The sequence below is a fragment of the Mobilicoccus massiliensis genome (assembly GCF_000826525.2).
GTDB lineage: Bacteria > Actinomycetota > Actinomycetes > Actinomycetales > Dermatophilaceae > Mobilicoccus > Mobilicoccus massiliensis.
Genome location: NZ_LN651329.1, coordinates 36563 through 58140 on the forward strand (window position 1 = coordinate 36563; position 21578 = coordinate 58140).

The window sequence follows — 21578 nt, forward strand, 5'->3', positions numbered from 1 at the left end:
GTTGGAGACGCGCTACGCCACCGAGGATCGACGTCCGGTCCTGAAGGTCCGTATCTATCCCGACGAGATCCACGTCGACGACCTGGTTCGCGGTCTGACCGACGAAGAGGCTGCGGCCGGGCAGGCGTTCTGGAGGAGCGTCTGGACCGATCCCGCTTCGGAGACGGCCTTTCCGGCGCTGGTCGCCGCCACCATGCCCGACCGCGCCGAGTGGGTCGCCCATGCCACCCGCCCGGTCAACCTGGATCAGCGCGGTGCGCTCGCTCCGGTCTTCCCGGACACTCTTCCGCGCGGATCACGCAACGTGGTGGCCCGGGCGCTACCGGATCGCTTCGTCGTCTTCGCGGTGCAGGACGGGGTGGTCCGCCGCGAACTGGGCCGACCGATCCCGCCGGATCTGCCTCTCACGCCCATTCCCATGCCGGGTGACGACGTCGTCACCCGGCATGGGAATGGGCGTGAGAGGCAGATCCGGCGGGATCGGTCGGCCCAGTTCGCGGCGGACCACCCCGTCCTGCACCGCGAAGACGACGAAGCGATCCGGTAGCGCCCGGGCCACCACGTTGCGTGATCCGCGCGGAAGAGTGTCCGGGAAGACCGGAGCGAGCGCACCGCGCTGATCCAGGTTGACCGGGCGGGTGGCATGGGCGACCCACTCGGCGCGGTCGGGCATGGTGGCGGCGACCAGCGCCGGAAAGGCCGTCTCCGAAGCGGGATCGGTCCAGACGCTCCTCCAGAACGCCTGCCCGGCCGCAGCCTCTTCGTCGGTCAGACCGCGAACCAGGTCGTCGACGTGGATCTCGTCGGGATAGATACGGACCTTCAGGACCGGACGTCGATCCTCGGTGGCGTAGCGCGTCTCCAACCGGACCGGCAGGAGCACCAGGGGAGTGTCGGGGTCGGCGTCGCACGGATCGATCAGGGCGGCCACCTCCTCGAGTCGCTTCGCGAACGAGCGATCGAACTCGCGCAGACCCCAGAACGTCTTCGAGGCCCACCGAGCCGGTTTCGGTGGCAAGGCGAGCCCGGTCCAGCTCTTCTGGGGCTCGATGGATCTGTCGGCGACACGCTTCTCCGGCCGGCCCGCCCCCGCGTGGGAGGGCGGGGCTCCTCCGAACTGTCCGGAGTGGGTCATGGCCGAGGCCGAGAACGAGGAGAACGCCGCCGTCGGCTTCTGGCCCGGTGGTTCGGCCGAGGGGTCGTTCTATGCCTACGCCGTTCCCCAACCCGACGGGTACACCGACGCCGATCTCTCACCCGCGACGTTCGACGAGTCCCTCGGGGAGTGGATCCTGCCCTACGAGACCGTGCGCACCGCCGATGACCCCGACGCGATGCTCCTGTCGTTCCTCGACCGCGCCTACGCGCTCGCCGCCGACAACGGCGTGTGGAATCGGCAGGCCCTCGACCTCGATCCCCACCGACTCGACGCCCACGTCTCCGGCCCGGCCAGCTACGTCTGGCCCGGCCGCTCCTGACCGGCGATCACACGTGCCAGGGGCCGACCCTCCGCCTCAGATGGCCCCACCCGCTCGCACCTGAACGCTTCCGCCGCTCGACTCGGACGACACAGACCCACGACCCCAGTAGGAGACCCCGATGCCCAAGACCCAGCCCGAGCCCGTCCGCGACCCGCAGAACGGCCACCTCCTGACGCCGCAGAACTGCGCGATCGTCTTCATCGACTTCCAGCCGGGGCAGTACGCGACGGTGGGGTCGGCCACCAGGGCCCAGATCGACCTCGGTGCCGTGACGCTGGCGAAGCTGGCGCACGCCTACGAGGTGCCGACCGTCGCCACCACGGTTGCGGTCGACATGGGGGTCAACGAGGCCACCGTTCCCGAGATCATGAACGAACTGTCCGGTGTGGAGCAGATCGACCGCACCGGCGTGAACTCGTGGGAGGACGCCGACTTTCGAGCCGCAGTCGAGGCCACCGGCCGCAAGACGATCGTCATGGCCGGGCTGTGGACCGAGGTCTGCCTCGCGTTCCCCACCCTCGACATGCTCGACGAGGGCTACGAGATCTACCCGGTGATCGACGCGGTCGGCGGTGTCTCGACCGTCTCCCACGACACCGCGATCACCCGCATGGTCCAGGCCGGTGCGCACCCGGTGACGTCGCTGGCGTTCGGCTGTGAGCTCATGCGCAACTGGGCCCGTCCCGACGCCGATCGGTTCCGCACGATCATCAACGACTACTTCAGCCGTAAGCGTGAGATCGGCGACGAGAGCGGCGACCTCTTCAAGCAGTGACCGCCGTCGAGCTGCGACCGCAGTCGAGCAGCGACAGCCGCGTCTCGACGGTGCGACGCATCCTCGGCGCCCACCCGTCGGACCGGCCCGGGTCGGTCCTGGCGGCCGGGTAGACTCGCCGCCAACACCGAGCTTCGAAGGGGTCTCACGTGGGTCAGCTGCATGTCGAGTTCGTCGCCGCAGACGGCAAGGTCTGGGAGGGCGACGCCGAGCGTGTCGTCGCGCGCGCTGTCGAGGGCGACATCGGCATCCTCCCCAGCCACGCGCCGCTGCTCACCGTGCTGCGCGAGGGTGAGGTGCGCATCGAGGGCGGTGGCTCGGGTAGCCAGGCCTTCGTCGTCGACGGTGGGTTCCTCTCGGTCGACAGCGATGTCGTGAGGATCGTCTCCGAGACCGTCTCCTCTCGCTGAGCCGACAGGTATGCAGAGCCCCACCGCGGAGGTCGTCGAGATCATCGTGGCCGGGCTCGTCCTGCTCGTCCTCCTGCTGGTCCTCTTCGTCTACGCTCGGCGTCGGCTCATCTCTCACGAGGGCGACGTCGTCATGTGCGGCTACCGCAGCGACCGCGCCGCGCGCTGGCGTCCCGCGCTCCTGCGCATGAACGCGACCACACTGCAGGTCTTTCCGCTCTTCGGCTGGACTCTGCGTCCGGCTCGCACGTGGGAGCGCCGCACGATCGACATCAGCGCCATCTCGATGCTGGAGGAGGACGCCGGTCTCGCGAGCGTCATCGACCTCCAGGGCCGCGGCCGCCGGGTGCGAACGGTGGGCACCACGGAGGCCGGCACGACGATGACCTTCGACCTCGCCCTAGGCCCGGTGCAGTACACGGCTCTGCGCTACTGGGTCGAATCCGCTCCGCCCGTTCCCGACTGGCCGCTCTGAGCCCGCCGGGCGCGCTCACCTCGGTCGCTCACGTCGGTCTCTCATGGCGGCCCCTGACCGGCGTCATCTCTCGCCGACGTCATCCCTTGTCGCTGCAGCGACGGCGCGGCCTCACTTCTTCGCCGGTGTCTCCCGCCCACCGCCCGGTTGCCAGAGCACGTCCCCGCCGCGGCCGACGTTCGCGACCCGGGCGAGGATGAACAGCAGGTCCGAGAGTCGGTTGAGGTACTTGGCCGTGAGGATGTTGACGCCGCCGGGGTGCTCGGGGTCCTTGGCCGCTGCCGCCGGGGTGTCGCCGTAGGCGTGGATCGCGGCCCACGTCGAGCGTTCGGCGCGGCGGGTGATCGTGCAGGCGAGGTGCAGATAGGCCGAACCGGGGGTGCCGCCGGGCAGGATGAACGAGCGCAGCTTCTCGACCTGTTCGTTGTAGCGGTCGCAGTCGGCCTCGAGCTCGTCGATCCACTCGGCCTTGACGCGCAGCGGCGGGTACTCCGCGCTCTCCTCGCCGTCGACGAGCGGGTTGCACAGGTCGGCGCCCACGTCGAAGAGGTCGTTCTGGACCCGGGTCAGCGTCGCACGAACCTCCTCGGGCAGGTCACCGGCCGCGACCGCGATGCCGATCGCGGCGTTGGCCTCGTTCGCGTCGGCGTAGGCCGCGAGGCGGGGATCGGTCTTGCTCGTGCGGCTGAAATCGCCGAGGTGAGTCGTGCCGTCGTCGCCCGTGCGCGTGTAGACGCGTGTGATGTTGACCATGGCCCGATCGTCTCAGACCGCGGCGCCGCCGCAGGGGTGAGGCGGAGACCGATCGCCGGACGTGAGGCGAGTCACCGGCGCGAGTCGTCCCGCTCGCTCACCCGGCCCCGCTACCTTCACTGCTATGGGTGCAACGGGTGAACGCGACCGGCCGTGGGTGATGCGCACGTACGCGGGGCACAGCAGTGCCACCGCGAGCAACGAGCTCTACCGCCGCAACCTCGAGAAGGGGCAGACGGGGCTCTCGGTGGCCTTCGACCTGCCCACGCAGACCGGCTACGACCCCGATCACGAGCTCTCGCGCGGTGAGGTCGGCAAGGTGGGGGTCCCGATCTCGCACATCGGCGACATGGCGGCGTTGTTCGACGGCATCCCGCTGGCCGAGATGAACACGTCGATGACGATCAACGCGACCGCGATGTGGCTGCTCGCGATGTATCAGGTCGTGGCCGAACAACAGGCCGAGGCCGCGGGCCGCACGGGCGAGGAGGTCACGGCCGACGTGGCCAAGCTCGCCGGCACGACCCAGAACGACATCATCAAGGAGTACCTCTCACGCGGCACCCACGTGTTCCCGCCCGCGCCGTCGCTGCGGCTCACCGCCGACACGATCGCGTACACGGTCTCCACGATGCCCAAGTGGAACCCGGTCAACATCTGCAGCTACCACCTGCAGGAGGCCGGCGCGACCCCCGTCCAGGAGGTCGCGTTCGCCATGGCCACGGCGATCGAGGTGCTCGACACCGTGCGTGAGCGCGGCGAGGTGCCGCAGGAGAAGTTCGGCGACGTCGTCGCGCGCATCAGCTTCTTCGTCAACGCGGGCGTGCGGTTCATCGAGGAGATGTGCAAGATGCGCGCCTTCGTCGAGCTGTGGGACGAGCTCACCCGGGAGCGCTACGGCGTCCAGGATCCCAAGCACCGCCGGTTCCGTTACGGCGTGCAGGTCAACTCGCTCGGGCTCACCGAGACCCAGCCCGAGAACAACGTCCAGCGCATCGTGCTCGAGATGCTCGCGGTCACGCTGAGCAAGAACGCTCGCGCCCGCGCCGTCCAGCTTCCGGCGTGGAACGAGGCGCTCGGCCTGCCGCGCCCGTGGGACCAGCAGTGGAGCCTGCGTCTGCAGCAGGTGCTCGCATTCGAGTCCGACCTTCTCGAGTACGACGACCTGTTCGACGGCTCGCCGGTGGTCGAGGCCAAGGTCGCCGAGATCGTGGAGGGCGCCAAGGCCGAGATGCGGCGCATCGAGGAGATGGGCGGGGCGGTCGCCGCCGTCGAGTCCGGGTACATGAAGACCGAGCTCGTCGCCTCGCACGCCCGCCGTCGTCAGCGCATCGAGTCGGGTGAGGACGTCGTCGTCGGCATCAACAAGTTCACGACGACCGAGCCCAGCCCGCTCACCGCCGATCTCGACACCGCGATCCAGACCGTCGATGCCGCCGTCGAGAACGCTGCCGCCGAGGCCGTGCGCACCTGGCGTGAGACCCGCGACGCCGACCCCGAGAAGAAGGCCGAGGCCCAGGCCGCACTCGCGCAGCTTCGTGAGGACGCGGCGAACGAGCAGGTCAACCTCATGCCCGCGTCGCTGCGGTGCGCCCGGGCGGGCGTCACCACGGGGGAGTGGGCCCAGGCGCTGCGGGACGTGTTCGGCGAGTACCGCGCGGCCACCGGTGTCTCCGGCAGCGTCGGCGTGGGCGAGGCGGAGGCGGGCAGCACGCTCGCCGCCGTGCGCGACCTCGTCGCGAAGACGGGCGAGGAGATGGGCACCCGCCTGCGCTTCCTCGTCGGCAAGCCCGGCCTCGACGGCCACTCCAACGGCGCCGAACAGGTCGCCGTCCGGGCGCGCGACGCGGGGTTCGAGGTCGTCTACCAGGGCATCCGCCTCACCCCCGCGCAGATCGTGCGCGCCGCGGTCGACGAGGACGTCCACGCGGTCGGGGTCTCGATCCTCTCGGGCTCGCACATGGAGCTCGTTCCCGAGATCGTCGAGGGACTCAAGGCCGCGGGCGCGGGTGACGTGCCGGTCATCGTCGGCGGGATCATCCCGGAGTCCGACGCCGCGCGACTGCGGGCCATGGGCGTCAGCGAGGTCTTCACCCCCAAGCACCACGACCTCACGACCTCGATCGGCCACATCGTCGAGGTCATCCGCGAACGCCACGGCCTGACGACGGCACCGGCCCTCAGCGGCTGACTCCGCGACACTGGCTGGCCGCGCCCATCGTCGTCCTTGACGCGCGACCGCCTCGATGCGCCTACGCTCTGACCGTGCCGGTGCGCCTCGACACCGGCCCTCGCTACCGCACGCCGGAGAGATCCCATGTCGTTCTGTTACGTGCTCATGTGCCATACCGACCCCGCGGGTGTGCTTCGGCTCGTCCGCCGTGTCAGGAGCCTGAGCCCGGGGAGCGAGGTGCTCGTCCGCTTTCGGGATCCGGAATTCCTCGACGCCGCATCCGTCACCGAGGCCGGTGGGCGGCGGTTCGTCAGCCGCATTCCCACGAGGTGGGGTGACCAGTCCCTCGTCGACGCGGCGCTCGAGGGATTCTCCGTGGCCAGGGCGTTGACCGGGTGCGACCACGCCGTGCTCGTCTCGGGGCAGGACTACCCGATCCGCGATCTGGCGGACTGGGAGGCCGAGGTCGATGCCCTCGGCGCCGACGCGCTGCTCGATGCGTCGGCCGAGCAGCCCGCGGATCACGAGCTTCGTTGGTCGATCATCACGCCGCCCGCGGCGTTGCGGGGCGACGAAGCGCTCCTCCGGCGCGCGACCGTACGCCTCGGCGCCTTCTCGCCCGCGCGTGTCCTCGTCAAGCCCGGCGAGCCGAGGATCTGGGTCGGCGTCCCTCGCGGGTCGCAGCGTCCCCCTCTGTTGCCGGTGAAGTGCGCCCAGTGGATCACGTTGAGCGCGATGGCGATCGACGCGCTCCTGCATCGTGACCACGCCGACCCCCGGGTGGGGGAGTACTTCCGCGGTGTGCGTATCCCCGACGAGTGGACCGTGCCGTCGATCGTCTGCGACGACCCGTCGCTGCGGGTCGCGTTCGCGGCGACGACGGCCAAGGTGTGGGAGCCCTGGAGCCCGAGTCCACGGTGGCTCGACCTCGAGGCGCTCGAGCGGATCCGACGCACGTCCGCGGCGCCGTTCGCACGAAAGATCGCCCCCGACGTCTCGCCGGAGGTGCTGGCCGAGGCCGACCGGATGGCCACGCGCTCGCGCGCGCAGGTGGCTGCAGATGTCGTGGAGCCGGTGGTGCGGCAGCCCGCGTGGGCCGACTCGGTGCGCGCCACCGTCGTCCCGGCGACGGGGGTGCGGACTTCGTGAGTGACCTCCAATGCCCGGCGACGTTCCACGTCGTCGGGCCCGGCGTGACACCGGAGCGTCACGACCTCGTCCACGGAGCACCGATCGCCGCCGTGCATGCGGCCGCCGAACGGCGCCCGGAGGGAGCGAACGTCGAGGTGGCGGAGCTCGACGAGGACCGACCCCTCGACGTCGTGCTCGTCGAGCTCTCGGATCTCTACCGAGGACTTCACGTCCTCGTCCTGCCCGGCGTGGTCTCGCCACCGGTGCACGACCCGAGCGACGAGCTCGTGGTCCGGATCGACGCCGACGGCCGCAGCATCGAGCGGGTGGACCGCCGGTAGCCCGACCACCCTGACCACGCGACCACGCGACCACCCGGCCGCTCGAGCCGGTCCGCGTCAGCCGATCGCGGTGGCGGCGGTGCGCCGGGGGTCACCGGCGGCGACCAGGGTGCCGTCGGGACGCAGACCGGCGGCGCCGACCCCGCCGAAGTACATGGCGATCCGGTCATGAGCGGCACCCGGGAACGGGCTTGCCTCGACCGCTGGGGTGACACCGGGGCCCGCCTCGTACTCCACCCGGGCGTCACCGGCGTCGTCGAACGCCACGTGCAGGCGGGGCTGGTCGATCGCCTCCTGCAGCGATTTCTGGTCGAGGCACACGCCGCCGATGACCTGCATGAGCGCGGTGGTGATGCGGTCGGCGCCGGGACTGCCGATCGCGAGTCGGGTGCCGTCGTCGCGCCGTGCGGTCGTCGGGGTCATGTTCGACGCGAGCCGCGTGCCCGGCGCGAGCGCGTGCAGACCGCGGCGGTTGAGCTCGGGCTCGCCGAGTGCGTTGTTGAGCATGAGCCCGGTACCCGGCACGGTGACCCCCGAGCCGTACCCCGCCGAGGTCGTGATGGAGCACGCGAGGCCCGTGTCGTCGATCGCCGAGACGTGGATGGTCTCCGGGGAACTCGACACCGCCGCGAGGCCCTCCGGCCCGAGTTCGTGCAGCGCGCGCAGGAGTTCCTGGCCGGCGATCTCGAGGTCCTCGGCCGCGTCGATGGCGCGACGCCGGTAGTCGAGCACGGCGTACTGGATGTCGATGATGTCGGAGGCGTCGGTACGTCCGCGCGTCGCGCGCCGGTCGGCGAGCAGGCGCAGCATCGCGGTGAGCACCGGGCCGCCGATCGAGGGGGCGGGGTTGGCGGCCACGTCCCAGTCCAGCAGCCGGGTGCGCAGGGGTGGGCGAGCGACGGTGCGGTAGGAGGCCAGGTCCTCAAGCCCGAGCAGACCACCGTTGGCGTCCATGTCCGCGGCGATGACGTGCGCGATCTCGCCGGTGTAGAGGGTGGCGGCACCGTCGCGGCCGATGGTGTCGAGGGAGTCGGCGAGCTCGCTCGAACGCACGATGTCGCCGAGCTCGGGGTACTCCCCGCCGCCCTGGGTCATGAACGCGCGTGTGCCGGGATCGAACGCGAAGAGGTTGCCGCCGGAGGCCTCGAGGTAGAACACGGCGGAAGGCCCGGCGGCCCACCCGTTGCGCGCCACGTGGGCCGCGGGCGCGACCAACTCGCGCCAGGGCAGCGCTCCCCACCGCGTCGACGCCTCGTCGAGGGCGGCGAACATCCCCGGAGTCGCCACCGAGCCATGACCGCCGTTGACCGTCATCCCGCCGTAGTAGTCCATCCAGAATTCGCGCAGTCCGGTGCCGAACCACTCGGCCGGACGTCCGCGGCCCGGCATCTCGACGTACCCGTCGAGCACGATCGGTTGCTCCCTGGGAGCCCAGATGTTGACGTACGCGCCGCCCATCGGGCTGACGATGCCGACCTCGGTGACGCACGCGACGCAGATCGCCGCGATCGCCGCGTCCACGGCGTTGCCACCCGCCTCGACGACGGCCATGGCGGCCTCCGCGGCCTCGTGTGCCGGCGTGGCGACGGCGACCTGCCGACGTGTCATCGTGTTTCCTCGTTCTTCCGACCCCGGTGTCCAAGCGGTGGGAGGGGCTCCCGCGTGGCGGGTGGACGCCAGTGTGCCACCAGCAGCGGGATACGACGGTGCGGGGGACGACGGTTCTTCACCGGCGCCGGAGACGGCTTCTGCTTCTCAGGTCCCCTTCGGCGCGACCTGTCCTCGCCGGTGTCGGCAGACGACGAAAGCGCCTGTCTCGGCGAGGAGGGGGACTCGTGATCTCAGAACAGGCGGCCCGTGACGTCGTCGATGCCGCGCAACGCGTCGTAGTCGAGGGTGACGCAGCGGATGCCGCGGTCGGTGGCCAGAGTCCTGGCCTGGGGCTTGATCTCCTGGGCGGCGAAGACGCCCTGCACCGGGCCGCCGGTGACGAGGTGCGGATCGCGGTTCATGAGCTCGAGGTAGCGCGTGAGCTGCTCGACCCCGTCGATCTCTCCCCGCCGCTTGATCTCCACGGCGACGTGGACGCCGTCGGCGTCGCGGCAGAGGATGTCGACCGGCCCGATCGCGGTCATGTACTCGCGGCGCACGAGCCGGTAGCCGTCGCCGAGGGTGTGGATGTGCTCGGCGAGCAGCTTCTGCAGGTGGGCCTCGACGCCGTCCTTGACCAGGCCGGGATCGACGCCGAGCTCGTGACTGGAGTCGTGGAGCACCTCGTGGATGCGGATGCGCAGCCGTCCGTCGCTCTTGGCGTGCTGCACGACCCACACCGTCTCGACCCCGTCGGCCCGCTCGCTCTCGTCGGGCTCGATCTCGGCCGTCGCGCACGGCGGCGACATCCAGTTGAGCGGCTTGTAGGAGCCGCCGTCGCTGTGGACGAGCACCGACCCGTCGGCCTTGACCAGCAACAACCGCGTCGCGAGCGGAAGGTGGGCCGCCAGACGGCCCTCGTAATCGACACTGCACTTCGCGATGACCAGACGCACGCCGCACACCCTAACCCCCGGCGACACCGCGGGGGCGGTGGCGATCGGTCGGTGGCGATCGACCGGTGGCGATCGACTGACGTGCCGAGTGCCACAGGAGCGGAACCGGGCCACGACGTCGCGCGGTCTGGAAGACTCCGGGCATGGCTCGCGAAATCACGAAGATCGGTGTGATCGGACTCGGCACGATGGGTGCCGGAATCGTCGAGGTGTGTGCCCGCAGCGGGTTCGAGGTGGTCGGCGTCGAGATGAACGCCGCGGCCGTCGAGCGCGGGCGGGGCCACCTCGAGAACTCCACGGGCCGCGCGGTGCAGCGCGGCAAGATGTCCGAGGAGGATCAGGCGGCGCTGCTCGGCCGGGTCACGACGACCGACGACATGTCGGCGCTCGCCGACTGCGGGCTGGTCATCGAGGCGGTGCCCGAAAGCCTCGACATCAAGCGGTCGGTGTTCACCACGCTCGACGGCATCGTCGGAGACGACGCGATCCTCGCGACGAACACCTCCAGCCTCTCGGTCACCGACATCGCGACGGCGACGAAGGACCCGAGCCGTGTCATCGGCCTCCACTTCTTCAACCCCGCCCCGGTGCAGAAGCTCGTCGAGATCATCGCGACGGTCATCACCTCGCCCGACGTGCTCGAAGACGTGCGTGCGCTCGCCGAGAAGCTCGGCAAGGAGCCCGTCGTCGTCGGCGACCAGGCCGGCTTCATCGCCAACCGTCTGCTGCTCGCCTACCTCAACCGGGCCGTCATGATGTACGAGAATAAATACGCGAGCCGCGAGGACATCGACGCCGCGATGACGCTCGGCTGCGGCCTGCCCATGGGGCCGCTCGCGCTGCTCGACCTCATCGGTCTCGACGTGGCGTACGCCGTGCTCGACACGATCTACAAGGAGGGGCGCGACAAGCTCCACGCGCCCGCGCCGATGCTCAAGCAGATGATCACCGCGGGTCTGTTGGGCCGCAAGACCGGTCGCGGGTTCTACACCTACGAGAAGCCCGGCTCCGGCAAGGTGGTCGACGACCCGCAGACGCCCAGGCCCGCAGCCGACGGCAAGGGCATCCGCCCGATTCACAAGGTCGGCGTGGTCGGCAGCGGCACGATGGCCACCGGGATCGCCGAGGTCTTCGCCAAGGCCGGCTACCCGGTGCAGATGGTCTCGCGGCACAAGGGACGCGTGGAGGAGGCCTACGGCGCGATCCAGAAGTCGCTCGCCAAGGCCGTGCAGCGCGGCAAGCTCACCGACGAGGTGCGCGAGAAGGCGATCGCGTCGATCACGACGAGCGACTCCCTCGAGACCCTGGCCGACGTCGACATCGTCGACGAGGCCATCAGCGAGGAGCTCTCGACCAAGCAGGCGATGTTCGAGAACCTCGACGAGATCTGCAAGCCCGGTGCGATCCTCGCGACGACAACCTCGTCGCTGCCGGTCATCGAGGTGGCCGTCGCCACCTCCCGCCCGGCCGACGTCATCGGCATGCACTTCTTCAACCCGGCGCAGGTGATGAAGCTCGTCGAGATCGTCTCCACGGTCGCGACCGCCGCCGACGTCGAGGCCACGATCGTCGACCTGTGCGACAAGATCGGCAAACGCGGCGTCGAGTGCGCCGACCGTTCGGGGTTCATCGTCAACTCGCTGTTGTTCCCCTACCTCAACGACGCGATCAAGATGCTCGAGGCGCACTACGCGACCACCGACGACATCGACCTGGCGATGAAGGCCGGATGTGGTTATCCGATGGGTCCGTTCGAGCTGCTCGACATCGTCGGCCTCGACGTCTCGCTCGCCATCCAGAGGGAGCTGTACCTCGAGTTCCGCGAGCGCGGCTTCGCTCCGGCCCCGCTGCTCGAGCACCTGGTCAAGGCCGGGTATCTCGGTCGCAAGTCCAAGCGGGGGTTCCGCACGTACGCCTGAGCCGGGCCGTCGCGCTCACGGAATGCCGACGCCCCGCCACCTCCGAGGAGGTGGCGGGGCGTCGACGTTCTCGCGCGCGGCCGGCGCGAGACCGGTTCAGGGCGTGGCGCGCGAGGTGGCGGCGAGAGCGTCGCGCAGGGCGTCCATGCCGCTCTTGAGACGTTCGGTCGTGCGCGGCACCGACTTCCACCCCGGCACGTCGACGTGGAAGTTCGCGGGGCTGCCGGGGGTGCTCGACTCGATCATCACGTCCATGCCGGTGACGGGGACGAGCGAGGGCTCGCCCAGGTCGGGGACGAGTCCCTGGCGCCCGGCGGGGTCGGCGAACGTGAGCATCGACCACGGCAGCCGGAGGCGCCACTCCATCGGCAGGGCGGGGTCGGGGCGCACGAGCTGCCACGTGGCCAGCGAGGTGTACGCCGGGCTCGCGGAGTCCCACGTTCCCATGACGAGCTCGCCGACCTTCTGCATCTCCGCGGGGACGGCGTTGCGGCGGCCCGGGACCTCCATCGGCGGCGCGAGGGTGAGCTGCTCGACGACCCATCCGCGCAGGTTGGCGCGGGGAAGGTACAGCGTGGGCAGACCGTCGAGACGCGCCGGGTCGAGGGTGCGGCGCACGTACATCGTCACGGTGCTCATCGTGGGGACGAGGCGCAGAGCGACGTCGTAGTCGGCGTCGCCCGAGCCGCCGGGCAGGCGCAGACCGCTCGTGTCGTAGAGGCTGAAGCCCACGTCGACCGGAGAGGTGACGCGGCGTGTGAAGTAGAACGTGATGTAGAAGTACGAGGCGTCGTGGTCGACGGCGACCTTCGTCATCTCGTCCTCCGGCGCCTCGTGCACGACCTTCGTGCCTCCGAGCGCGGAGTCGTGCGCGAGCAGACCGAACCACTGTCCGCTCGTCAGCGGGTCGTGGAACAGCGCGCGTCGCGCCGGGGCGACGAGGCGCGACCGCGGCTCGGTCGGGGGCGAGGTGGCCGACCAGTCGTCGGTCCACGACGGCAGGAGGCCGCCGGCGATGCCGATCTCGCGGAACATCGTCAGCATGTCGGCGTTCGCGCGCATCGCCTGCTGCTCGGAGAGGAACCCCTCGGTGCGCCCGTTGGCGCCGGTACTGCTCTGGCCGAGCGAGGCCGGCACACCGAACTCCGTGATGAGCAGCGGCATGCCCTGGTGATGCGCGCGCAGGTCGAGCAGGTAGGCGCGATAGGGGTCACCGGTCTGATAGGAGGCCTGGTAGCGCAGGAACATCGGCGCGTACGGCATCGCCCGGTAGGCCGCGAACGTTCCGGCAGGCCACGCCGTGCGTGCCCCGATGTTGTTGACGTCGACGCCCACCTGGTCGTCGGTCGCGACCGGCTCCTCGGGGTGGGACAGGGGATCGGTGGCGGCGTGGTTGGCCGCGCCGATGGGGGCACACGAGCCCCGCTTCGCCTCGTGCGTGGCGAGTTCGTCCATGCGGGCGGCGATCCACGACTCCGTGGCACTCGCCTGCGGTGTCGAGATGAAGTAGGTGCCGGAGAACGGTCGGGCCTTGTTCTCGCGGTCGGTCGCGAGGACGACCCGTGGATCCCAGGGTGAGCCGACGACCCAGGCCGCCACCCAGCGCGACACGTCGCTGCGCCATCGCCCCGTCGGTCCGGTCGCCGAGGACGCGCGGCTGAGGTCGCCGTGGATCGCCGCACTCGTGTCGGCGATCTCGGCGCTGAGGGCCCGGCGCACCGCCGAGCCGAGGGGTGCGGGCTTGTCCACCGGCGCCCGCAGCGCATCGATCGTGACCCCCTGCACGAGGTAGAGCGGGGCGTCGGGGTGGGCCTTGTTGTAGGCGAGCAGCTCGTCGTAGAGGGCGGGCGCCTGCAGTGAGTCCAGACGCACGGCCCGGATGCCGGTCTCGCCCATCATCGTCAACCACCGGCGGTAGTCGGCGGCCTTGGGCGCGAAGTCCTCGGGCAGGTGCCCGGGCAGCACCGCCGTGAGACCGACGCCGGCGAGGAACGACCGATCGCCGTCGAGGGTGTGCAGCAGCAGCTGTTCGCCCTGCTGGGAGGCCGTGACCGACAGCTTTCCGACCTTCGTCGGGTTGGGCGCCCAGGAGTCGTTGTCGAGGGTGGGAGAACCCGTCGGGCTCGCCGGTGTGGTCGGCCTGGCGGAGGTCGTGGAGGTCGTCGACGTGGCCGGCGCGGGGGACTGCCCGGTGCACCCGGAGAACAACGCGACGGCCCCGGCCGCGAGAGCGCTCGTCCGCATGAAGTCGCGACGCGAGGGGAGGCGGGGGTCGGTCATCGGGTCCTCCTGACACGGCTGATCGAGCGGTGGGCCGTGGTGGGCAGAATGTGGTCGTGCCACGAGCCAACCGACGCCGCCGCGACGAGCGGGGCCTGCATCCCGGACTGTTCGTCCGAGAGTTGCGCGAGCAGTTCGACGGCACGACGTGGGTCGTGCGAGAGGTGACGGGCCGTGATCCCGGGCGCCGGTACGTGTGCCCGGGGTGCCAGCAGAGCTTCTCCGGAGGGTCGTCGCACGTCGTCGTGTGGCCCGAGAGCGGCCTCGGAGCGGGTGTCTCGGGACGCCGACACTGGCACACGTCGTGCTGGCGCGCCCGTCATCGACGACCACCGCGAGGCTCCTACCGCTGACGCGCGTGGTCGCACTCGTCCACCCCCGGGCCGTTCAGAACTCGTGAAGATTCGCGCCGGTCGATCGATCGGCGGCGCGGGCCCCGGGTCGTGGGCGAAGGCCCGTCGCCGCGCGGCTCCGGCCGAGCCTACTACGCCGCACGTCCTGGTCATGTGCCCGACTCGGCGAGGGTGAGCCACTCGACGCCCCTCGCGCACGAGGCAGTGGGCGAGCTCACGTGAGGATTACGCCGGGGTCACGGCGGGAGACGACGAGACGACGAGACGACGGGAGAGACGACGACGGCCCGCCGCCCGCGAGTGCGGGAGGCGGGCCGGTCGTGGCGGTCGGGGCGATCGCCGATCCGTCAGATGTTGCGGAAGCGGTTGATCGCGTCGAGGTGCGGCTCGCGGCGCTCGGGCATCGTCACGCCGAGGCCCTCCTTGGGGGCCAGGCACAGCACACCGACCTTGCCCTGGTGGGCGTTGCGGTGCACGTCCTGCGCGGCCTGACCGACCTCGTTCATCGGGTAGGTCTTGGAGAGGGTCGGGTGGATGAGCCGGCGGCGGATGAGGCTGTTGGCCTCCCAGGCCTCGCGGTAGTTGGCGAAGTGGCTGGAGATGATGCGCTTGAGGTTCATCCACAGGAACCGGTTGTCGTACTCGTGCATGTACCCCGAGGTGGACGCGCACGTGACGATCGTGCCGCCCTTGCGAGCGACGTAGACCGACGCACCGAACGTCTCGCGCCCCGGGTGTTCGAAGACGATGTCGACGTCGTGCCCGCGGGTGAGTTCACGGATGTCCTTGCCGAACCGGCGCCACTCCTTGGGGTCCTGGGTCTTCTCGTCCTTCCAGAACCGGTAGCCCATCTCGTTGCGGTCGATGACGTGCTCGGCGCCCATGCGGCGGCAGATCTCGGCCTTCTCGGGCGAGGAGACGACGCACACCGGGGTGGCGCCGCCGGCGAGGGCCATCTGGGTGGCGTAGGAGCCGAGGCCGCCGCTGGCGCCCCAGATGAGGACGCGGTCGCCGAGCTTCATGCCGGCGCCGTTCTTGCTGATGAGCTGACGGTAGGCAGTGGAGTTGACGAGGCCGGGGCTCGCCGCCTCCTCCCACGTGAGGTGCTCGGGCTTGGGCATGAGCTGGTTGGCCTTGACGATCGCGAGCTGGGCGAGCCCGCCGAAGTTCGTCTCGAAGCCCCAGATGCGCTGCTCGGGGTCGAGCATCGTGTCGTTGTGGCCGTCGTGGTGCTCGAGCTCGACGCTGAGGCAGTGCGCGACGCACTCCTGGCCGGGCTTCCACAGGTGCACGCCGGGGCCCGTGCGCAGCACGACGCCCGAGAGGTCGGAACCGACGATGTGGTAGGGCAGGTCGTGCCGCTTGGCGACGTCCGACAACCGGCCGTACCGCTCGAGGAACCCGAACGTGGGTACGGGCTCGAAGATCGAGGTCCACACGGTGTTGTAGTTGACCGAGCTCGCCATGACCGCGACGAGCGCCTCACCGGGCGCGAGCTCGGGCAGCGGAACCTCGTCGACGTGGAGGCTCTTGCGGGGGTCCTTCTCCTTGCTGGGCACCCCCTCGAACATGTCGACCTCGTCCTTGCGGACGACCACGGCCTTGAACGACTCCGGTACCGAGAGGCCCGCGTAGGTCTCCTCGCTCCGGTCGCCGGACATGATGGCGTCGAGAATCTCCTGCATGGCCTCTCCTTCGGCTCGTCCTCGAGTCAACGACGTGGACCGGCACGTGGGCCGGATCCTCAGGTTCACCTTCCCGGCACGGGGGCCGAGGCGGGAGTAGGGGAGCGGGTGAGCTTCATCACCAGCACTGCCGACGCCCCGCCCCGGGGTGCGAACAGGCGGCCCGTCCCCCGCCTCCTCGGCCGGGACGAGCCGCCTGCTCGGCGCGTCGATCGGGTGGGGTCAGTGCATGCCCTCGGGGTTGGGCTCGACGAGCTCGACGAGCACACCGCCCGCGTCCTTGGGGTGGATGAAGTTGATGCGGCTGCCCGCGGTGCCGCGCTTGGGCTCGGGGTAGAGCAGACGCAGACCGCGCTCCTTGAGCGTCTCGCAGACCTCGTCGATGTTCTCGACGCGGTAGGCCATCTGCTGGATGCCGACGCCGCTCTTGTCGATGAACTTGGCGATCGTGGAGTTCTCGTTCAGCGGGGCGAGGAGCTGGATGCACGAGGTCGAGTCGCCGACCTCCATCATCGCCTCGGCGACGCCCTGCTCCTCGTTGATCTCGCGGTGGGCCATCTTCATGCCGTACTTCTCCTCGTAGAAGGCGATGGCCTCGTCGAGGTCGCGGACGGCGATGCCGACATGGTCGATGTGCGTGAACAGTCCCTGTGCGCTCATGTCTCCAGGGTAGGAGCGCCGGCGTCCGCGCAGGGCGATCGCGGGCGGATCGGGGACGAACGGCCCGCCCCGCACGTCGCCCGTGCCCGCCCGTGCCCGCCCGAACCGCGAGACAGCCGGCCGGTGGGCCGGGCAGTGCGTCGAGGCTGTCGGAGCACACCCCTACAGTGGGGGCGCTGTCACCGACGACCCAGTCAAAGACGACCCAGTCAGGCACGACACGGAGGCCATCGCACATGACCGATTCATCCAACCGTCCGACCACCGTCATCGTCGATGGGGCGCGCACCCCGATCGGTCGGCTCCTCGGCTCGCTCGCGGGATTCACCGGTGCCGATCTCGGCGGCGTCGCCATTCGGGCCGCACTCGAGAAGTCCGGGGTGAAGCCCGAGCAGGTCGACTACGTCATCATGGGCCAGGTGTTGACCGCAGGCGCGGGTCAGATCCCCGCCCGCCAGGCCGCCACCAAGGCGGGCATCCCGATGAACGTTCCCGCGCTCACGATCAACAAGGTGTGCCTCTCCGGGCTCGACGCGATCGCGCTCGCCGACCAGCTCATCCGTGCGGGTGAGTTCGACATCGTCGTCGCCGGCGGCCAGGAGTCGATGACCCAGGCCCCGCACCTGCTCGCCAAGAGCCGTTCGGGCTTCAAGTACGGCGACGTCACGATGAAGGACCACATGGACTACGACGGTCTGTGGGACGCCTTCACCGACCAGGGCATGGGCAACCTCACCGAGAGCGGCAACAGCGGTGACGCCGAGGTCAGCCGCGAAGAGCAGGACGCCTACTCGGCGCGGAGTCACCAGCGCGCCGCGAAGGGCTGGGAGGACGGGGTCTTCGACGACGAGGTCGTGCCGGTCTCCATCCCGCAGCGCAAGGGCGACCCGGTGCAGTTCACCAAGGACGAGGGCATCCGCCCCGACACCACGGCCGAGAGCCTGGGCAAGCTGCGTCCGGCCTTCGGCAAGGACGGCACGATCACGGCCGGCTCGGCCTCGCAGATCAGCGACGGCGCGTGCGCGGTCGTCGTCATGAGCAAGGCCAAGGCCGAGGAGCTCGGCCTGCAGTGGCTCGCCGAGATCGGTGCGCACGGCGTCGTCGCCGGGCCCGACTCCACGCTGCAGCTGCAGCCGTCGAACGCGATCGTCGAGGCCTGCCGCAAGGAGGGCATCGAGCCCGGCGACCTCGATCTCGTCGAGATCAACGAGGCGTTCGCCGCCGTCGGCGTCGCCTCGGCGCGTGCGCTCGGGCTGTCGGACGACAAGGTCAACGTCAACGGCGGGGCCATCGCGGTGGGCCACCCGATCGGCATGTCGGGTGCGCGCATCACGCTGCACGTCGCCAAGGAGCTCGCGCGCCGCGGCGGCGGCGTGGGTGCCGCCTCGCTGTGTGGTGGCGGCGGTCAGGGCGACGCGTTGATCGTCCGGGTCCCGAAGAACTGATCGCTGGGGCATGCTGGACCGGTGGGCAGGTTCCTGCTCACCGGTCCGGCCTCCGCATCTTCCGTACCTTCCGCACATCCACTGCCGACGCCGGTCGCTGTAGTCCGCACTCGAGACCCCGAATGAGGTAGTTCACCGATGGCCCGTCAGGTCGACGTCCCCGCACTCGTGGAGAACGCGCGAAAGGGTTCGCCGCGTGCCGTGGCGAGGCTCATCTCGCTCGTCGAGGACGGGCACCCGGCGTTGCGCGACATCATGGCCGCGCTCGCGCCGCACACGGGGCACGCGCACATCATCGGCATCACCGGCAGCCCGGGCGTCGGCAAGTCGACGTCGACGAACGCGCTGGTCACCGCGCTGCGCAAGCAGGGTAAGCGGGTCGGCGTGCTCGCGGTCGACCCGAGCTCGCCGTTCTCCGGGGGAGCCCTGCTCGGTGACCGGGTCCGCATGCAGGATCACGCCCTCGACCCCGAGGTCTACATCCGCTCGCTCGCGAGCCGCGGCCACCTCGGTGGCCTCTCGGCCGCGACCCCCCAGGCGATGCGCGTGCTCGACGCCGCGGGCTGCGACGTCATCCTCGTCGAGACCGTCGGTGTCGGTCAGAGCGAGGTCGAGATCGTCGGCATGGCCGACACCACCCTCGTCCTGCTCGCCCCGGGCATGGGCGACGGCATCCAGGCCGCCAAGGCGGGCATCCTCGAGATCGGTGACGTGTTCGTCGTCAACAAGGCCGACCGCGACGGAGCCGACGCGACGGTGCGCGACATCCGCCACATGATCAGCCTCGGCGATCGCACCGAGCCCAACCTGTGGCGCCCGCCGGTCCTCAAGACCATCGCCGACCGCATGCAGGGGGTCGAGGAGGTCATCGAGGGCATCGAGAAGCACCAGGCGTGGATGGCCGAACACGGCGAACTCGACCGTCGCCGTCGCGCCCGCGCCACCGAGGAGATCGAGTCGATCGTCCTCGCCCAGCTGCGGGCGCGTATGGGCGACCTGCGCGACGGCCACGGCATCGACGACCTGGCGGGCGATGTCGTCGCCGGCCGCACCGACACCTATCGGGCCGCCGACGAGGTGCTCGCCGCCCTCACCTGATCGTCGGCCGGGCCTGGCTCGCGGGGCGTCGCGCACGGCGACGACGCCGGGCCCGGGATCGTCGTGGGTCCGGTGAACAGTAGGCTGACCTGCATGAAGTCATCTCGCACGCTCGCGTTCGACCCGATCCGCCGGGCGGCCGTGCTGTGGGAGCGCACGTGGGGGCGAGCCTCGGCGCCGCAGTCGATGGCGACGGCCACCTCGGTCATGCGGGTGCAGCAGTTGCTGCTCGCCGACTTCGACGCCGAACTGGCCGAGTTCGACCTCACCTTCCCTCGGTTCGAGGCGCTGGTGCTGTTGACCTTCAGCCGGGAGGGGCGGCTGCCCATGAGCAAGGTGGGGGAGCGGCTCATGGTGCATCCGACCTCGGCGACGAGCGTGATCCAGCGACTCGCGTCGCAGGGCTTCGTCGAGCGCGTGCCCAACCCGCTGGACGGGCGCGGCACGCTCGCGGTCATCACCCCGGCGGGCCGCGCCGTCGCCGAGCGGGGTATGGCCAAGCTCGTCGACTCCGGGTTCGGGGTCGCCGCGCTCACGGGCCCCGAACGGGTCGAGTTGTTCCGGCTGCTCGAGAAGATCCGCCGCCACCACGGCGACTTCGACGCGCTGGAAGGTGCGTAGGTCGCGGCCTGCGGCCCTGACCGGCCACGCGCGCCGGTGGATCAGAGCTCACGGGTCATGCTCGCGGGTCACGGGTACCGGCACGCCTCGGGTTCGTGCGCGGCGATGCGCTCGGTCTCCATCTGGAACGTCGAGTGGTGGATCGACACCTCGAAGTGCTCCGCGACACACGCCCTGATGTCCTCCAGCATCTCCGCGGCGTGGCCGTCGGTGAAGCAGGTGTCGTCGACGACGACGTGGGCGGTGAGTGTCGGCAGACCGGTGGCCACGGTCGAGGCGTGCAGGTCGTGGACGTCCTTCACGTGATCGAGGGCGAGGATGTGGCGGCGGACCTCCTCGAGGTCGAGCCCTGCGGGCGCGAACTCCATGAGCACGCTCGTCGTCTCGCGCAGGAGGACGAACGCGCGAGGGAGGATGAGGGCGGCGATGAAGAGGCCCGCGACGGCGTCGGCCTGCTGGAAGCCGGTCGTCGAGATGACGATGGCCGCGACGATGACGCCGAGCGAACCGAGCGCGTCGTTGAGCACCTCGAGGAACGCCGCGCGCATGTTGAAGTTCGCGCCGCGACTCGAGGCGAGGACCGTGATCGCGACGACGTTGGCCGCGAGCCCCACGGCACCGAAGAACAGCAGTTCGCCGGCGGGGATCTCGGGTGGCTCGAGGAGGCGCCGGACCCCCTCGACCGCGGCGTAGACGCCCACGGCGGTGAGCAGAGCCGCCTGACCGAGCGCCGCGATGACCTCGATACGACGAAAGCCCCAGGTGCGCCTGGCATCGGCCGGCCGAAGCATGAGCGTGGCGGCGACGAGCGCCACGAGCAGGCCCGAGGCGTCGGTCAGCGCGTGGACCGTGTCGGTGAGCAGGGCGAGGCTGCCCGTGACCACCGCTCCGATCCCCTGAGCGACGACGATCGTCGCCGTGAGGCCGAAGGCGATCCAGAGCCTGCGGCGGTGATCCCCGGGGCGGCCGGCCTCGGGGACAGTGGGCCGGTGGTCGTGTCCTGCGCCCATGTGGATCCTCCTCCGGGTGTCGTGAGCGATGTGCGGGTGGGTGTCGTCGGTCAGGGGGTGTGCAGGTGCGGGCACAGCACCGCCTCGGAGCCGGTGGCGCGCAGGATGTCCCGGGCCGCGGCGATGAGCGTGCGCAGCCGCGCCGGGTTCTCGAGCGCGTACCAGGTCGCTCGGCCCTCGGGTCGCTGCGTCACCAGGCCGCACTCGTGCAGGAACGCGATGTGCTTGCTCACGGTCGACTGCGCGAGTCCGAGATGCTCGACGAGATCGCGCACCCGGTGCTCGCCGGAGGCGAGGTGCTGCAGGATGGCCAGCCGCGTGGGCTCGCCGAGGGTGTCGAACAGGTGCGCGTAGGCGGCGGTCGCCGTGTCGTCGAGCACGGGGGGCTCTTCTCGTATCGCCATTAGACGATCATATCGCTG

Annotated in this window: 21 protein-coding genes; 12 read left to right on the plus strand and 9 right to left on the minus strand. The window is 70.4% G+C overall.

The window, feature by feature from the left end; translation table 11 throughout:
- Positions 1 to 319: 319 nt before the first annotated feature.
- On the minus strand, positions 320 to 931 hold the full coding sequence (locus BN1197_RS17060; protein ID WP_141397249.1) for a hypothetical protein: 612 nt from the start codon (positions 929 to 931) through the stop codon (positions 320 to 322).
- Between BN1197_RS17060 and BN1197_RS17750 the strand changes: the two genes are divergently transcribed.
- The 4 genes from BN1197_RS17750 (at position 891) to BN1197_RS08030 (ending at position 3141) form a co-directional block, all read left to right on the plus strand.
- A complete protein-coding gene (locus BN1197_RS17750; RefSeq protein WP_052466249.1) occupies positions 891 to 1478 on the plus strand; it encodes a DUF5996 family protein in 588 nt (195 codons plus the stop codon). The two genes, BN1197_RS17060 and BN1197_RS17750, sit on opposite strands and share 41 nt — an antisense overlap.
- A 121-nt stretch (positions 1479 to 1599) precedes the next feature.
- Complete coding sequence (locus BN1197_RS08020; protein ID WP_040158278.1) at positions 1600 to 2256, plus strand: isochorismatase family protein; 657 nt, start codon at positions 1600 to 1602, stop codon at positions 2254 to 2256.
- Between the two features lie 149 nt (positions 2257 to 2405).
- Entirely contained in the window at positions 2406 to 2666 is a 261-nt protein-coding gene (locus BN1197_RS08025; RefSeq protein ID WP_040158275.1) for a F0F1 ATP synthase subunit epsilon, read from the plus strand.
- Positions 2667 to 2676: 10 nt separating this feature from the next.
- Positions 2677 to 3141, plus strand: a complete 465-nt coding sequence (locus BN1197_RS08030) for a DUF2550 family protein (protein ID WP_040158273.1) — start codon at positions 2677 to 2679, stop codon at positions 3139 to 3141.
- A 111-nt stretch (positions 3142 to 3252) separates the two neighbouring features.
- On the opposite strand, the gene BN1197_RS08035 is transcribed toward BN1197_RS08030, so the two are convergent.
- Positions 3253 to 3894 (minus strand): cob(I)yrinic acid a,c-diamide adenosyltransferase, encoded by a 642-nt coding sequence (locus BN1197_RS08035; protein WP_040158270.1) that lies wholly within the window; start codon positions 3892 to 3894, stop codon positions 3253 to 3255.
- A 124-nt stretch (positions 3895 to 4018) separates the two neighbouring features.
- Between BN1197_RS08035 and BN1197_RS08040 the strand changes: the two genes are divergently transcribed.
- The 3 genes from BN1197_RS08040 (at position 4019) to BN1197_RS08050 (ending at position 7539) form a co-directional block, all read left to right on the plus strand.
- Positions 4019 to 6085: a protein meaA gene (locus tag BN1197_RS08040; RefSeq protein ID WP_082043733.1), complete on the plus strand. Its 2067-nt coding sequence runs from the start codon at positions 4019 to 4021 to the stop codon at positions 6083 to 6085.
- A gap of 126 nt (positions 6086 to 6211) precedes the next feature.
- On the plus strand, positions 6212 to 7216 hold the full coding sequence (locus tag BN1197_RS08045) for a hypothetical protein (RefSeq protein WP_040158267.1): 1005 nt from the start codon (positions 6212 to 6214) through the stop codon (positions 7214 to 7216).
- A complete protein-coding gene (locus BN1197_RS08050) occupies positions 7213 to 7539 on the plus strand; it encodes a hypothetical protein (RefSeq protein ID WP_141397248.1) in 327 nt (108 codons plus the stop codon). The genes BN1197_RS08045 and BN1197_RS08050 overlap by 4 nt, the downstream gene beginning before the upstream one ends.
- 57 nt (positions 7540 to 7596) lie before the next feature.
- Here the strand turns inward: BN1197_RS08050 and BN1197_RS08055 are convergent, their stop codons facing one another.
- Positions 7597 to 9147, minus strand: coding sequence for a gamma-glutamyltransferase (locus BN1197_RS08055; RefSeq protein WP_040158262.1), 1551 nt, complete (start codon positions 9145 to 9147; stop codon positions 7597 to 7599).
- A gap of 233 nt (positions 9148 to 9380) precedes the next feature.
- Entirely contained in the window at positions 9381 to 10085 is a 705-nt protein-coding gene (gene nucS, locus BN1197_RS08060; RefSeq protein WP_040158781.1) for an endonuclease NucS, read from the minus strand.
- 143 nt (positions 10086 to 10228) lie between these two features.
- Here nucS and BN1197_RS08065 point away from each other — a divergent pair, with 143 nt between their 5' ends.
- Positions 10229 to 12004: a 3-hydroxyacyl-CoA dehydrogenase family protein gene (locus BN1197_RS08065; protein ID WP_040158260.1), complete on the plus strand. Its 1776-nt coding sequence runs from the start codon at positions 10229 to 10231 to the stop codon at positions 12002 to 12004.
- Positions 12005 to 12100: 96 nt separating this feature from the next.
- On the opposite strand, the gene BN1197_RS08070 is transcribed toward BN1197_RS08065, so the two are convergent.
- Positions 12101 to 14284, minus strand: a complete 2184-nt coding sequence (locus BN1197_RS08070) for a twin-arginine translocation signal domain-containing protein (protein ID WP_040158257.1) — start codon at positions 14282 to 14284, stop codon at positions 12101 to 12103.
- Between the two features lie 56 nt (positions 14285 to 14340).
- Between BN1197_RS08070 and BN1197_RS08075 the strand changes: the two genes are divergently transcribed.
- The gene (locus tag BN1197_RS08075; RefSeq protein ID WP_040158779.1) at positions 14341 to 14637 is read left to right on the plus strand and encodes a hypothetical protein; all 297 of its coding nucleotides are present in this window, start codon (positions 14341 to 14343) and stop codon (positions 14635 to 14637) included.
- A gap of 347 nt (positions 14638 to 14984) precedes the next feature.
- Here the strand turns inward: BN1197_RS08075 and ccrA are convergent, their stop codons facing one another.
- A complete protein-coding gene (ccrA, locus tag BN1197_RS08080) occupies positions 14985 to 16322 on the minus strand; it encodes a crotonyl-CoA carboxylase/reductase (protein WP_040158254.1) in 1338 nt (445 codons plus the stop codon).
- 222 nt (positions 16323 to 16544) lie between these two features.
- Entirely contained in the window at positions 16545 to 16982 is a 438-nt protein-coding gene (gene mce, locus BN1197_RS08085) for a methylmalonyl-CoA epimerase (RefSeq protein ID WP_040158252.1), read from the minus strand.
- A 236-nt stretch (positions 16983 to 17218) separates the two neighbouring features.
- On the opposite strand from mce, the gene BN1197_RS08090 reads away from it, so the two are divergent.
- From BN1197_RS08090 to BN1197_RS08100, 3 genes are all read left to right on the plus strand, one after another.
- Positions 17219 to 18427: an acetyl-CoA C-acetyltransferase gene (locus tag BN1197_RS08090; RefSeq protein ID WP_040158249.1), complete on the plus strand. Its 1209-nt coding sequence runs from the start codon at positions 17219 to 17221 to the stop codon at positions 18425 to 18427.
- A 138-nt stretch (positions 18428 to 18565) separates the two neighbouring features.
- On the plus strand, positions 18566 to 19525 hold the full coding sequence (gene meaB / locus BN1197_RS08095; protein WP_040158247.1) for a methylmalonyl Co-A mutase-associated GTPase MeaB: 960 nt from the start codon (positions 18566 to 18568) through the stop codon (positions 19523 to 19525).
- A gap of 93 nt (positions 19526 to 19618) precedes the next feature.
- Complete coding sequence (locus tag BN1197_RS08100; protein WP_040158245.1) at positions 19619 to 20146, plus strand: MarR family winged helix-turn-helix transcriptional regulator; 528 nt, start codon at positions 19619 to 19621, stop codon at positions 20144 to 20146.
- Positions 20147 to 20214: 68 nt separating this feature from the next.
- On the opposite strand, the gene BN1197_RS08105 is transcribed toward BN1197_RS08100, so the two are convergent.
- A complete protein-coding gene (locus BN1197_RS08105; protein WP_040158242.1) occupies positions 20215 to 21156 on the minus strand; it encodes a cation diffusion facilitator family transporter in 942 nt (313 codons plus the stop codon).
- A 50-nt stretch (positions 21157 to 21206) separates the two neighbouring features.
- The gene (locus BN1197_RS08110; RefSeq protein ID WP_315969806.1) at positions 21207 to 21536 is read right to left on the minus strand and encodes an ArsR/SmtB family transcription factor; all 330 of its coding nucleotides are present in this window, start codon (positions 21534 to 21536) and stop codon (positions 21207 to 21209) included.
- Positions 21537 to 21578 lie beyond the last annotated feature (42 nt).